General features: G+C 56.9%; 11 protein-coding genes. 8 read left to right on the plus strand and 3 right to left on the minus strand.

The annotated features are described in order from the left end of the window. Positions 1–19: 19 nt before the first annotated feature. From mobF to RYC17_RS24865, 3 genes are read right to left on the minus strand one after another with little or no spacing between them, the layout of a single operon-like run. Complete coding sequence (gene mobF / locus RYC17_RS24855; RefSeq protein ID WP_316904675.1) at positions 20–2,998, minus strand: MobF family relaxase; 2,979 nt, start codon at positions 2,996–2,998, stop codon at positions 20–22. Positions 2,999–3,010: 12 nt separating this feature from the next. Next, a complete protein-coding gene (locus RYC17_RS24860; protein WP_316904676.1) occupies positions 3,011–4,564 on the minus strand; it encodes a type IV secretion system DNA-binding domain-containing protein in 1,554 nt (517 codons plus the stop codon). Then, entirely contained in the window at positions 4,565–4,945 is a 381-nt protein-coding gene (locus RYC17_RS24865) for a hypothetical protein (RefSeq protein ID WP_316904677.1), read from the minus strand. A gap of 424 nt (positions 4,946–5,369) precedes the next feature. Between RYC17_RS24865 and RYC17_RS24870 the strand changes: the two genes are divergently transcribed. The 8 genes from RYC17_RS24870 (at position 5,370) to RYC17_RS24905 (ending at position 13,155) form a co-directional block, all read left to right on the plus strand. Beyond that, positions 5,370–5,813 carry a hypothetical protein gene (locus RYC17_RS24870; protein WP_316904678.1) on the plus strand — a complete coding sequence of 148 codons (444 nt, stop codon included), beginning with the start codon at positions 5,370–5,372 and terminating at the stop codon, positions 5,811–5,813. Further along, positions 5,810–6,529, plus strand: a complete 720-nt coding sequence (gene stbB, locus RYC17_RS24875; protein ID WP_316904679.1) for a StbB family protein — start codon at positions 5,810–5,812, stop codon at positions 6,527–6,529. Before RYC17_RS24870 ends, stbB begins: the two co-directional genes overlap by 4 nt. A 7-nt stretch (positions 6,530–6,536) precedes the next feature. Continuing rightward, positions 6,537–6,932 carry a hypothetical protein gene (locus RYC17_RS24880; RefSeq protein ID WP_316904680.1) on the plus strand — a complete coding sequence of 132 codons (396 nt, stop codon included), beginning with the start codon at positions 6,537–6,539 and terminating at the stop codon, positions 6,930–6,932. A 145-nt stretch (positions 6,933–7,077) separates the two neighbouring features. Next, entirely contained in the window at positions 7,078–7,866 is a 789-nt protein-coding gene (locus RYC17_RS24885) for a SprT-like domain-containing protein (RefSeq protein WP_316904681.1), read from the plus strand. Positions 7,867–8,700: 834 nt separating this feature from the next. Then, a complete protein-coding gene (gene chrA / locus RYC17_RS24890; RefSeq protein ID WP_019334754.1) occupies positions 8,701–9,906 on the plus strand; it encodes a chromate efflux transporter in 1,206 nt (401 codons plus the stop codon). A 10-nt stretch (positions 9,907–9,916) separates the two neighbouring features. Next, positions 9,917–10,222 carry a PadR family transcriptional regulator gene (locus RYC17_RS24895; protein ID WP_017335982.1) on the plus strand — a complete coding sequence of 102 codons (306 nt, stop codon included), beginning with the start codon at positions 9,917–9,919 and terminating at the stop codon, positions 10,220–10,222. Between the two features lie 582 nt (positions 10,223–10,804). After that, positions 10,805–12,292: a SulP family inorganic anion transporter gene (locus tag RYC17_RS24900; RefSeq protein ID WP_017735063.1), complete on the plus strand. Its 1,488-nt coding sequence runs from the start codon at positions 10,805–10,807 to the stop codon at positions 12,290–12,292. An 11-nt stretch (positions 12,293–12,303) separates the two neighbouring features. After that, positions 12,304–13,155 (plus strand): universal stress protein, encoded by an 852-nt coding sequence (locus RYC17_RS24905; RefSeq protein WP_017735064.1) that lies wholly within the window; start codon positions 12,304–12,306, stop codon positions 13,153–13,155. Positions 13,156–13,242: the final 87 nt, after the last annotated feature.

Below are 13,242 nucleotides of genomic sequence, written 5' to 3' on the forward strand. Positions count from 1 at the left end.
TCGGCGGGGTTCTTGTGTCTTAGGTTCGGCCCAACCCGTCGCCTGTGTTGTTTGACCGTTCGCGTCGGCTCCGCTCAAGCTCTCTCTGTCGCAGGCCGTTATCGATCATTGTCGTGCGTAACCGCTGCTGCTCGCGGCGCTGTAGCTCCCGCTCGCGCTGAATGCTCAAGGCAGTGGACTTGTCATAACGCTTGGCAATCGCTTCCGGCAGCGCCTTGATGTTGTCCGCGTAGATCCTGGCCTCAAGCCGCGCACGGCTGATGGCCACATAGAACAAGTTCAGCGACGTGGTTCGGCTCTTGGTGTTGATAGACACCAGCACACGGTCATTCGTCAGCCCCTGCGCGCTATGCACTGTGGCTGCATAAGCATGCTCAAGGTGCAGCGGTTTGTCGGTGGCCAGCTTCACCACTCGCCCCGTTGTGCCGTCCTTACCAATTGGAGCCAAGTGGATAAATCCGGGTTCCAGCGATTGCACCCGCATCCGGTCGCCGTTGGTGATGTCCAGTGACGGATTGTTACGGGTGATGCGGACAAGATCGCCGGGGGCAAGCTCTGGCTTCTCTGCCTTGTAAACGCTTAGCTTCGTGACTTTCCGTGGGTTGATCGTCAGTGACTCGCCCGTCGAGCTGGTCAGCACCAGAATATTACCTGGCAATGCTTCTTTGACCTTGTATGTTTCCCCACGGACAAGGCCCGCTTTCACATAGTCCTTCTCGGGTTGGATGACTTGGCCAACGGCATAGCTCGGCGCATACCTGCGTTCGGCTTGCGTCATGTCAACACGGTTGAGCGTGGTGAACTGTTTGCCCAGCCCGGTGAGGCCCAGCGCCTTGCGGGCTAGCTCGTTGATCTGCTTTCGGTCTTTGTTTGTACCAGCAACGATCAGCGCCTCGTCACGCTCCTGCGGGGGGATGGCCATGTAATCGTTGATGATAGCGGCGTGCCGATCATGCGCATGGCGCATTTCTTCGACGTAGGCAATGTGCTTTACGGATTTGGTGGTATCGCCTTCGGCGGCATATTCCACGGCGCGTTTAAGTTCGGGATCTTTCTGACGCTGAATTTCCTTGATGCGTGCGGTCTGCATACCTGCTTGCTGGAGCTGTGCGAACGGCTTACCGGCTTCGATGGCCTCGGTCTGTTTGGTATCACCCAACTGAACAAGGCGCGCACCAGATTTCTCGACAAGTCGCATCAGCTGCTCCATCTGCCGAGCGCCGACAACACCGGCTTCGTCGAGAACGATAATGGTCTTCTCGTCGAGTTTTTTGTCCTTCGTGTGGAAGAAGCTGGCCAGGGTGTGCGCGTCGAGTCCTTCGTTCTTGAGCGCGGACACTTGGTTGCCGTATGGGGCAAGTGCCAAGATCCTGAACCCGGTCTGTGTTTCGCCCTGGTACATCGCTTGATTGACCGACTCCAGTAGCTGCACCGCCCTATCTACCGAGTAGGTTTTCCCGGTACCGGCATCGCCCTGGATGCCAACAAATCGGTTTGTGGTACTGACGATGCTTTCAACCGCTGAGCGCTGACCTTCTGTGAGGGTCGTTCCTTCCAGCGCCTGGCGAACCTTCTCCAGTGGCATGATCTGCTCGACCTGGCCACGGCCAGTTCGCTCGATGGCCAGGATCGCTTTCTCGCGTTTGAGTCCCTTCTGTGTCGTGTAGCGCTTTTCCGCTTCGACCAGCGAACCACGCTCGATGGCATTGCTGACGTACTGATGCGCTTGTTTGTCCGACCAGCCTTTGAGTTCTTTCAGGTGGTTTATCCATCCTGCAGGAGACAGTACAGGGGATTTCGAGCTGGCTTCACCATTGGCCATCTTGTAGGCCGGGGCCGATTCGATCAGCGTTCCCTGTTTGACCAGCCGCGTGATTTCATTCTCCACCGCTTCCGGGCTGGTCAAGCCAATTGCGCGACGTAGGGCCGCTGTCCGCAAGTCCGTTGCGGTGACGACTTGCTCGCGCTCTGTGAGGTGGTTGATTGCGTACTGGACGACAGCCTGGCCGGGGCTCAAACCTTCCGGCAGGCTGTATTCGGCGTGCGATTGCCCTGGACGTTTACCGCCAAGTGCACCGGGTGTCTCCGAGCCATATTCGCGGCCATCCAGACGGCTGCGAGGCCCGTAATCGATTTGTAGCTCGCGGCTCTTTGTGACCCAATACTGTTTGACCAGCTCCTTATCCCGCTCGTCCTTCTTCGGGCGGGTGGCCATCGCAATGATTTGTTTCTCCAGCGCCGTAGCGTTGGCCCTCGTCTTGCCATCCTTGGCAAGCGCTTCTTCGATCACTTTGGCGCGGCTGGAAAAGGCCTCGATCTGATCGCGGCTGATGTGATCCAGCTCGAAGTTACCTTCCTTGTCCAGCACGCGGATTTCATATCCCAGCTCGCGCAGCTCATGCGCCAAGTGGCCTTTGTAGATCGCGTCCATTTCATGCTGTACCAAGTACAGGTCGTCATTGAACAGGGCGCGCCACTTTCCATCGGCACGCTGGGTCATGTTCATCACGACAGCATGAGTGTGCATTTGTGGATCTTTGCCCCGGCTCATTTCGTGCCGGAACTTGCCGATCACCATGTTCCCGGTGCGCTCACGTATGGACTTGCCTTTTACCTTGCGGCGAGCCTGCGCAAGTTTTTCCACATGCTCCAAGGTTTTCTTCACCGCAAGGTCATGCGCTGCGGTGACTTCTTTGTCGCCGGCGACAAGCGCCTGCATCGAGACAGATTTTGGCGCAGAGAATGTCAGGTCGATACCCATGCGGCGCTGCTTTGACTCGGGGTCGAACGATGCCGGGATCTTCTGTCCGTTGGGCAACCGACCGGCAAGCAGTCTGGCCAGCTCGGCTTGTTCGACAGCACCCTCAAGGCCAAGGCGCTCGGCACCTTCGCCCTGCCACTCTCCGAGGTTGTCTTTGTGGTAGTAGTCGTCGGCGGCTGAAAAGTAGTGAGCCGCCGCGTATTGATTGTCGCCCTTCACCAGCGTGACGTTGAACATTCAGCCCTCCCGTCAGGCGGTTTGCCCCTTGACCATGATTGCCTTGTTCCGCTTTGGGTACGCTCGATGCTTGAGCTTGATGCGCGATAGCGGGAACGATTCGCCAAAGGTCACGAAGGCTTCGAGGTCGTCAAGGTTGGCAATCTCGGAGTCCATCACGACGTGTTCCTGCTTGATTTCATAGGAGCGCGACGGGCGACCGGCAGTGAACGACACGCGAACGCGCTTCACTTCCTGTTTGCCCAGGATCTCCATTGCAATGTCGGCGTTCTTGGAGTTCGCAGCGGCAAGGATGATGTAGTTTCGGAAGCACGACAGCAGCGTATCGGCCTCGTCCCTGCCGTAGCTTGAATTGAGCTGCGACCAGTTCTGCAAGCTGCCAACAATGCGTAGGCCATGCTTACGGCCCTTGGTTGCAGCAGGCACAAACGATTCCAGCTTGCCAAGTGATTGCAGCTCGTCCAGATAGAGCCATAGGCGTTTGCCGGTCATGGGCTCAAAGCTGAGGATGGTGGCGCAAATCGTGTCAATCCACATGGCCACCAGTGGCTGCATGTTTGAGCGCATATCTTCCCGCCAAGTGATGAACAGGTTCCCCGCGTCAGGGTCATGCACCCACTTGTGAATCGAGAAGTCGCCCTTGCTCATGAAGCGCAGGGGGCGAATGTATTTGTTCATCATGAACTGGATACTGGCCACGGCTTTTTCTGCGTTGTCGCGGAAATAGCCTTGCGAGTCAGTATTTGCCAGGAAAGCGCGGATGGTGTCGCCGTCCTCACGCACAAGCAGGTTTACCAGCGTGTCCTGATTCGGGTTGTTGGTTTCCATGAGCTTGCGCATGGTGTCGGCCAGCACGTCACGCGCATAGGCGCACCATTGCTCGTCGCCCGGATCTACTTGCGGGGGGATGACTGACTTGGCCATGCGGTCAAAGTCATGAATCCCTCGGATTTCGTTGAACAGCGTCCAGCCTGCCGATCGTTCGTCAAACGGATTAAGAATGGTGTCTCCCTTGAACCCGAACTTTTCGTAGAACGAGCCGTTGGGATCGACGACGGCCATCTTGTCACGACGCTTGATCGACGCCTCGATCATGCCCTCCATCGCAACCGACTTACCTGCACCTGTGGATGCGCAAATCATGGTGCCGCGATCTTCAAGGTGCAGCGGCATTGGCAGCTTGCCAATCATGATCGGCTGGCTGGGTTCCAGCCCACGCTGTTTGCGCTCGCTGTTGGTTATACGGTTGCGGCTATTTACCTTTGATTTGACGTAGTGCCAGTTGCGCATGCGCGTACCGCGCAAGTGCTGCATGAAGCGCTCGCCACGGAATCCATCATCACAATACTCATTGAGGTAGTAGACCAGGCCACCGGCCAGCACGGCAGATAGGGCGGTCGAGCTGAACATGATTGGATTGCTCAACGTGGAGTGCAGCGTTTCCTTGAACGCTTCGGGGAATGGGGCGAACGGCATGTTGGCCAAGTAGGCACCTGCGGCCCAGCCAACAACCGGCAGGCCAAGACCAAAAGTCATGGTCATGCCTTCGACTTCTTGTTTGTGCATTCAATCGTCTCCTGAAAGGCGTTCGATGTCGCTAGCTACCTCCGGCAGCAAAGCGCCAATTACTTCTTCCGCTGATCCAAGGCTCGCCAGTTCGGCGCGAAGCCCGTTCAAGATGCCTGCGGTTCCACCCTTCTGGAGCAGGTAGACCGCGATGGCCAAGATGGTTTGCTGACTGAGCTGGTTGCGCTCAATGGATTCCAGTTGGTAGGTGAATCTGTCCAAGGTTGCCCATTGCTCAACGCTTTGACCTGGTGCGTTCACCTGATTGAAAAGGCGGTCTTTGACGTAGGTTGAAAGGTGCTTGTAGCCAGCCAGCGCAGCAGCGGTTTCGAGTCTTTCGACCTGCTCGTCATTGAACCGGATCGGTACTGTCTTACCCACGGCTCCCCCTCGTTTTGTAGCCTCTGAACCCACAATTCACTCAAGGTTCACGACAAACATGCTACTGTATAGCGTATGTATGACGCAAAAAGCTAGCTTTTACTGGGTCAGAGTGTATATTCGTAATACAACTGTATAGCACACAAAAACCGGGCAAAAGGGCTGAAAGCCCCGCCCGGCGCGGTTCTGCCCTCCCGACAGGGAGGTGCGTGTTGTGTATTGGTTTTATAGGCTCCTGTTAAGGAGCCAAAACCATAGCTTTTAGGGCGTCTAGACGGCATAGGCCGAAGGCCGTAGCAGGATGAGGGCTAGAAGGGGGCTAGAAGGCTGTAGAATGAAAGCAGAGCGGCTGTAGCTTGAAAGCTGTAGGGGGTCGAGTAGAATGCACAAGGGATGCAGGTAGGATGCAATAGAGGGCTGTAGAATGGCGAAGGCAGATTTAGAGAAGGCATTGCAGGGTGTGGAGCCAGTAACGAAGGCTGCAAAAGTCCGCGAAGTAATGCCGATCATCGAGAGGCAATTGAAGGCTGGTGTTAGGCAGCAAGCAATCCTCGAAGTGCTAAAGGCGCAGGGGATCGAGCTGACGCCAGCGACGTTCAAGAGCTACTTGGCCAGGTACAGGAAAACCAACAAACCGGAGGGCAAAGCGCCGAGCGCACCACGGGAACCCGTGGCGCAGCAGGCACCGACGATACCCAGCGAACCGGAGTCTGTATCGTACGATACAGAGCCGGATGCAGACGCAACCCCACCCAGCCCAGTCGGGCCTGGTGAACTGGGGCGAGTCATGAACCCTGGAGACGATGCAAACGCATCTGATATGGCCCGCTACGAGAGTGCGGGCAAAAAGCAGCGGAGGAAGACATGAAAATCGCAGTCGTGAATTTCAGTGGCAACACCGGCAAGACAACGGTATCCGATCAGCTCCTGGCCCCGCGTCTGGATGCGCCACGGTACGCGGTCGAAACGATCAATGCCGGTGCGTCCGACACCAGCGCCGACATCGAGCGCATCAAGGGTCGCCAGTATGGCGAGCTGCAAGAATGGCTGATGACCACGGACAAGGCCGTCGTCGATGTTGGAGCATCCAACGTCGAGGACTTCATGAAGTACATGGGTCAGTACGCAGGGTCGCAGGAGGAATTCGATTTCTTCCTCGTCCCGGCTGTGGCTGAAAAGAAGCAGCAGGCCGATACGATCAACACGATCAAGACGCTGGCTGCGCTGGGCGTTCCCGCGAAGCGGATCTTGGTTGTATTCAACAAGGTTGACATCGACGAAGCGGACGACGTGCCGGAGCTGTTTGGCGCGGTGTTCGGCTTCCATGCCCTAGACAAGAAATTCACGCTCAAGCCCAGCGCGGTGATCTACAGCAATGAGGTGTTTGAGCGCCTGCGGGCGCTGAAACGCAACATTGCCGATGTCGTGACAGACGAAACGGACTACCGCACGCAACTCCGCGAGGCGGCTGACGATGACGCGAAACAACATGCGGTACGCATGATTTCGGTCAAGCGCCTGGCTCTGTCGGCTTGGCAGAACCTCGACGACGTGTACGTGACGCTTTTCGGCAAGGCGAAGTGAGGGCGATATGGCTGGCAATGATCCGTACACCCAGCGCGAAGCGCTGGCCGTGCAGATGCTGGAAGAAATCGACATCCTTGTCAGGCGTCTGGAAGAAGTAGGCGCAGGCGTGCGCGAGGGGTGCGAGCAAGCGATCCTCGACGCCTCGGGCAAGGCGCTCTTGCAGACGCAGATGAACTTTGAATCTGTGCTGGAGCGCGGACAAGGCGATCTGCTGCAAGCGGCGAAGGCTGCGAGCGCGAAGATCGGGAACGAGCTGAACCGTGGCAGCGCCTCGGTGATGCTCGCTGCCGATGATCTGCGGCGTCGGGTGCTGATGCTGGCAGGCATAGGCATTGCTACGGCGCTAGGCGCGGGGTTGCTGGGCGGTTTCGTCGGCGCCCGTCTCGCCCTGGGCATGTGAGGGTCGGCGCCGCCCGCAAGGGGGCGCCCTTTTTTGGCGTCATTTCCTGTATCGTACGATACAGGATTGACTTAGGGTGATCCCCACTCCCCGCCGCCAGGCGATCAGGTTGGGGGGTCATTCTCGCGTGCGAGAAAGGTGGCAAATGAACAACCCAAGCGATGAAATGTACGATGAGATTTCCGGGGCTTATGCGTTCTTCAACGACCGGCTCTTTGCCGGGCAACTGCCCGGCTGCTTGTTCACGTTGCAGCGCAAAAGTCACACATTCGGCTACTACTCCCCCTCCCGCTTTCTGCGCAGGAACGGCAATGGCAAGAGTGATGAGCTGGCACTGAACCCGGCTTACTTCGCGCACCGCCGGATCGAGCAAACGCTATCTACCCTGGTGCATGAGCAAGTCCACCAGTGGCAGGCGTATTTCGGCAAGCCTTCGCGCAGCGGGTATCACAACGCTGAATGGGCCAACAAGATGGAAGCGGTCGGCCTGATGCCGAGCAATACCGGCGAGCCGGGTGGAGCCCGGCACGGCCAGCAGATGACCCACTACATCATCGAGGGCGGGCCGTTCGATGTGGCCTGCAAGGAATTGCTGGCCTCGGGTGGCATGTTGTCGTGGATCGACATTGTGGCCAAGCGTGTTCCGATGTCGCCTGCGTTGCTTTACGGGCCGGGCGGTGAGCCCAGCGAGCCGGAGCCGGTAGACCCGACTATCGACATCGAGGCGCTGACCTCTGCCGGACTGCTCCAGCCCGCAACGCCCAAGGATGACCCGAAGAACAAACGCAAGTACCTGTGCCCCAACTGCAAATTACAGGTGTGGGGAAAGCCCGGGCTTTCCGGGCTTATAGGCTGCATGGCTTGCGAGCTGGCCATGATCGACGCGAAAGAGTTCGTCGAGGTCGAGGCGGAGCCCGAGCCGGAGGCTGAATAGCTTCGCAGGGGTGCAGCTGGTCGACGGCAAGCCGTCCTGCAGGACGGTGCGCAGGCCGAAGGCCGGAGGCTCTGCTAACTGCCGATCCAAGGGGCGCAGCCCTTTGGCCGTCGGAGACGCTTCATGCTGGCCTGGACTGCGCACACAAAATCATCCAGTGAGCGAGGCCCGCAAGAGGCCAGGAGCGAACGGTGCGGCTGTCCACGGGCCAGGTGCGCTTTATACCTGGGCGGTGGTCAGGCGCAGGGTGATTTCCTGAGTCGTACACCGATGCCCGACGCTGGCCAGGCCAGCGCCCGCGTCAGCGGGCCGGGCGATTTCCCGTGTAACGTACGACACAAATCTGAGGTAGGCGCTTGTATGTCAAATCTGAGGAAAATGGTGGGCCTGGTTGCGCTGGTTTTCGCGCTGATCGCAGTGTTCTAGGGGTTTGGGGAGCAATGGAACCAAAAACCAACGTAAGCCCGACTAGCTCCGTTCAGAGCCCTCTTCCCAGGCATCCGACTCGATAAAACCATTGCGCAACTTGACCACCCATTGGCGCCGTTATTGACCAGCCGGCTGCATTCTTGACCAGTTATTTGCATTCGGAGTGACCAGGAGGGGGGCAATAGAGAAAACGGAAAAAATCGTACGCTAAGGCCAAGCGTGTTTTGCTAATGAACTGTGCTAGCAGACAAAACCAGCGGCTAGCACAACATCGATTACTTGCATTGCGACACCCAGTACGAATTGCACGGTACTCCAGTCGTTTTGGGCAGCTATAAAATCGAATTTCGTTATCGAAGTTCGATTATTATGGATTAATCTGTGGAAAATCAGGTAGGCCAACGCATGACTAATACCTCCACCGATGACCGCAGCCCATGGTCGGTTTTTCTTATTTTTCTACGACTTGGATTGACCTCCTTCGGCGGCCCCATCGTGCACTTAGGCTATTTCCGTGACGAGTTCGTCACACGACGGCGCTGGTTGTCTGAACGCAGCTATGCTGATTTAGTGGCGCTGTGCCAATTTCTTCCAGGCCCAGCAAGCAGCCAGGTCGGCATAGCGTTGGGGCTATCACGGGCTGGATATAGCGGGGCGCTGGCTGCTTGGACAGGCTTTACGCTGCCTTCGGCCGTAGCTTTAATCCTGTTCGCGCTGGGCATTTCCAACTATGGGGATTCCGTTTCGCCGGGCGCGTTGCATGGCCTAAAAGTGGTGGCCGTTGCCGTAGTCGCCCAAGCGGTATGGGGCATGGCGCGCAACCTGTGTACGGATGGGCTGAGAGTCACAATAATGGCGATTGCCGCCTGTGCTGTCCTGCTCGTACCGTCCGCGTGGGGGCAGGTTGGTGTGATTGTTGCCGCAGGCATCATAGGCCGACTATTGTTCAAGCCAGCACATACTGTTGAGCACGACCCACTACCTATCACGGTCAGTCACCGGGCCGGCGCACTTTGGCTATCGTTATTTTTTGCCCTGCTGATTGGCCTACCGATCTTGGCAAAATTGCTGCCAAGTCCAACGATGGTGGTAGTGGACGCCTTCTATCGTGTGGGGTCACTAGTGTTCGGTGGTGGCCACGTTGTGTTGCCGCTGCTGCAAGCCGAAGTGGTGTCCTCCGGCTGGGTCAGTAATGAATCCTTCCTCGCGGGGTACGGGGCGGCTCAAGCGGTGCCCGGCCCATTGTTCACATTCGCCGCGTTCCTTGGTGCTTCGATGAGCACCGCTCCCTCTGGCTGGGTCGGCGGTATTGTGTGCCTACTGGCTATCTTCGCACCCTCTTTTCTGCTGGTTGTGGGAGCCATGCCATTTTGGGAGCGCCTGCGTCGCAATACAGGCATGCAAGCCGCGCTGGCTGGGGTCAATGCGGCGGTGGTTGGCCTGCTGCTGGCCGCGTTCTATCACCCTGTATGGACTAGCGCCATATTTCAGCCGCAAGACTTTGTCTTGGCCCTGGTCGCCCTTGTCGCACTGATGTTCTGGAAGCTCCCGCCGTGGCTAGTTGTCGTCGGCAGCGGTGCAGCGGGTTGGCTGTTGAGTATCGCGCTGTGAGGCACGAAAAATGACAGATAAAGACCTGTACGGCGGGTTGATCCGCCTGCACATACTTCACCATGCAGCCGAGAAGCCCGTCTTCGGACTGGGAATCATCGAAGAACTGCAACGACACGGCTACGAGCTGAGCGCCGGGACGGTATACCCAATGCTGCACGGGCTGGAAAAGAAGGGCTATTTGACCTCACGCCACGAACGCACCGGGCGACGTGAACGGCGTGTCTATGAGATCACTGAGCAAGGCCAAGTTGCGCTGGTCGAGGCACGTGCAAAGGTTAAGGAACTGTTCGGCGAGTTGATCGAAGGTTGCTGAGTTTACGGCTTCAACTCGGCGTCAGGCGGTTCACTGGCACCGCGTCAGACTAGGGCCGCTTTCTGCATTTTCTGACGCCAAGGCGTCAATCTCTATGGCCTCAACCTGACAGGCCGAATGCTTAGCGTACGATTTTTTCCGATTTCTCTATCGACCCCAGGAGGATCTGAATTGATCTCTCCACCATGTGTACACTGCCTGACAGCGGAGTTCGTCGCGGTTTAATCTAGAAAGACTTGCCCTAGGGAGATCAGCACGGCTGGAAGAACTGACCCAAACGAGGCAGCAGGTCGCATTTGACGATATCTTCACTGTATACTTTATCGCTCAGCCATACCTCTTGAGCTACAGGAACACCAGCATGACTGTACTCCAAACGATCTACTGGCAGCCTACGCCGCCTTAGCGCTACGCCCCCTCGCAACATCTCGCTTCCGCTAGTTTCGCTCGCGGTCGCGTACTGCTGTATGCCCGGTTTTTACACCCAAGGCACACAGCCAAATAATCCTCACAACTTGAATTCGTATCGACGCGCTCGCCATCTGCCTGGTGTGCGTGTGGTGCATTGCCTTGGATATTCTGATGCTGCAATCGCTCAAACAAACGTGGTTTTCCAACGTCCGTGGAGACGTGCTCGCGGGGATCGTGGTCGCGCTCGCGCTGATCCCGGAGGCCATTGCTTTCTCTATCATTGCCGGCGTCGACCCCAAGGTCGGTCTCTACGCCTCCTTCTGTATCTGTGCTGTCATCGCCTTCGTCGGCGGTCGACCCGGCATGATCTCGGCAGCTACCGGTGCGATGGCACTGCTGATGGTCACCCTGGTAAAAGATCACGGGCTTCAGTATTTGCTGGCAGCCACCTTGCTCTGCGGGGCGCTTCAAATCCTCGCTGGATACCTGAAACTGGGCTCTCTGATGCGCTTTGTTTCGCGCTCGGTAGTCACAGGCTTTGTGAATGCATTGGCGATTCTGATTTTCATGGCGCAGTTACCTGAATTGACCAACGTGACCTGGCACGTTTACGCCATGACCGTAGTGGGCCTCGGAATAATCTATCTGTTTCCGTATGTACCGAAGATCGGCAAGCTGATTCCCTCGCCGCTGGTGTGCATCCTGGCCCTGACGGCCATTGCTATTTACCTCGGTCTGGATATCCGCACTGTGGGTGACATGGGCGAACTGCCGGACACGCTGCCGATTTTCCTGTGGCCTGAAGTCCCGCTGAACGTTGAAACTCTGCGCATCATCTTCCCGTACTCAGCCGCCTTGGCCGTAGTAGGTCTGCTTGAGTCCATGATGACCGCGACCATCGTCGACGATTTGACCGATACCACCAGCAACAAAAACCGTGAATGCAAGGGTCAAGGCATTGCCAACATCGCTGCCGGGATGCTCGGCGGTATGGCAGGCTGCGCCATGATCGGCCAGTCGATCATCAACGTGAAATCCGGTGGACGTACCCGTCTCTCCACATTGTGCGCGGGCATTTTCTTGCTGCTGATGGTCGTTTTCCTCGGCGAATGGCTCTCCAAGATCCCGATGGCTGCATTGGTTGCTGTGATGATCATGGTATCCATCGGCACCTTTAGCTGGGATTCCTTGCGCAATCTGAAAGAGCACCCACTGTCGACCAACCTCGTCATGGTCGCGACCGTTGTGGTGGTCGTGGCAACGCATAATCTGGCTTACGGCGTGTTGGTCGGCGTACTGCTGGCTTCGTTGTTCTTTGCGAACAAGGTCGGACATTACCTCGATATCAAGAGCAGTCTTGAAGAGACGGAGTCGCATCGGACTTACCGCGTGGTAGGCCAGGTGTTCTTCAGCTCGGCAGACAAGTTCACCGAAGTTTTTGACTTCAAGGAAGCGCTCAACAAGGTCACCATCGATCTGACACAGGCGCATTTCTGGGATATCACCGCCGTCGCCGCGCTGGATAAAGTGGTAATCAAGTTCCGTCGCGAGGGCGCCGAGGTTGAAGTGCTGGGTCTAAATGAGGCCAGCGCCACAATCGTTGACCGCTTTGGCGTGCATGACAAACCTGGCGCCATCGACAAGCTCATGAGCCACTAAGGAGATCGACAATGACCCACGTAATGGCATGTATTGATAACTCACAATCCTCATTGGCGGTCTGCGACTACGCAGCATGGGCGTCGCAGCGACTCAACGCGCCTCTTACCTTGCTTCACGTATTGGATGAAGAGAAATACCCAGCAGCAGCTGACCTAAGTGGAAATATTGGTCTCGGCAGTCGAGAGCATCTGCTGGAGGAGCTGGCTACATTGGATGCCCAACGCGCCAGACTCGCTCTGGAACAGGGCCAACACATGCTGGAAAAGGCCAGGGAGCGAACGGTCATTTCCGGCGCTGCGTTTCCTGAGCTGAAGCAGCGCCACGGACACTTGGTAGAAAGTCTGAGCGACCTTCAGGAGGATATTCGACTGTTGGTGATAGGAAGAGTGGGTGAAGACAACTCACGCAACGCGCACAGCCTTGGCAGCCAGATAGAAGCTGTAGTGCGAACAATTCACCGGCCTATCCTGATCACAGCCAACAGCTATAAAAAGCCCGAAAAGGTGATGCTCGCATTTGACGGCAGCTCCACAGCCTACAAAACCATCCAAATGTTTGCCGCCAGTTCGCTTTGCAAAGACTTGCCCATTCATCTTGTTACGGTCGGTGCAGATTCGGTGAGCAATCACGAGGCACTGGGAAAAGCACAAAGCATGCTTCTCTCGGCTGGCTTCCTAGTCCAAGCTGAAATCAGACAAGGTGAGGTGGAGTCGGCTCTGCACGATTATCAGACAGAGCACGGCATTGATCTGCTGGTCATGGGTGCCTATGGGCATTCACGCATCAGGCAGTTTTTGGTAGGAAGCACGACTACGACGATGCTTCGAACAGCCACCATGCCTGTATTGCTGCTGCGCTGAGATAACTCTCTAAGCCACAGTGTTTCTACTTATTGAGAAATGCTGTGGTCAATCCCATCTAAGCTATCTGACAACATAGCCCACTGA

This window comes from Pseudomonas syringae group sp. J248-6, assembly GCF_032586995.1.
Lineage (GTDB): Bacteria > Pseudomonadota > Gammaproteobacteria > Pseudomonadales > Pseudomonadaceae > Aquipseudomonas > Aquipseudomonas amygdali.

Bases quoted from the DNA above. Each gene is read 5' to 3' on its own strand.
- chrA (WP_019334754.1), top strand. From the start codon at position 8,701: ATGACTAATACCTCCACCGATGACCGCAGCCCATGGTCGGTTTTTCTT.
- RYC17_RS24905 (WP_017735064.1), top strand. From the start codon at position 12,304: ATGACCCACGTAATGGCATGTATTGATAACTCACAATCCTCATTGGCG.
- RYC17_RS24860 (WP_316904676.1), bottom strand. From the start codon at position 4,564: ATGCACAAACAAGAAGTCGAAGGCATGACCATGACTTTTGGTCTTGGC.
- RYC17_RS24880 (WP_316904680.1), top strand. From the start codon at position 6,537: ATGGCTGGCAATGATCCGTACACCCAGCGCGAAGCGCTGGCCGTGCAG.
- stbB (WP_316904679.1), top strand. From the start codon at position 5,810: ATGAAAATCGCAGTCGTGAATTTCAGTGGCAACACCGGCAAGACAACG.
- mobF (WP_316904675.1), bottom strand. From the start codon at position 2,998: ATGTTCAACGTCACGCTGGTGAAGGGCGACAATCAATACGCGGCGGCT.
- RYC17_RS24885 (WP_316904681.1), top strand. From the start codon at position 7,078: ATGAACAACCCAAGCGATGAAATGTACGATGAGATTTCCGGGGCTTAT.
- RYC17_RS24895 (WP_017335982.1), top strand. From the start codon at position 9,917: ATGACAGATAAAGACCTGTACGGCGGGTTGATCCGCCTGCACATACTT.
- RYC17_RS24870 (WP_316904678.1), top strand. From the start codon at position 5,370: ATGGCGAAGGCAGATTTAGAGAAGGCATTGCAGGGTGTGGAGCCAGTA.
- RYC17_RS24900 (WP_017735063.1), top strand. From the start codon at position 10,805: ATGCTGCAATCGCTCAAACAAACGTGGTTTTCCAACGTCCGTGGAGAC.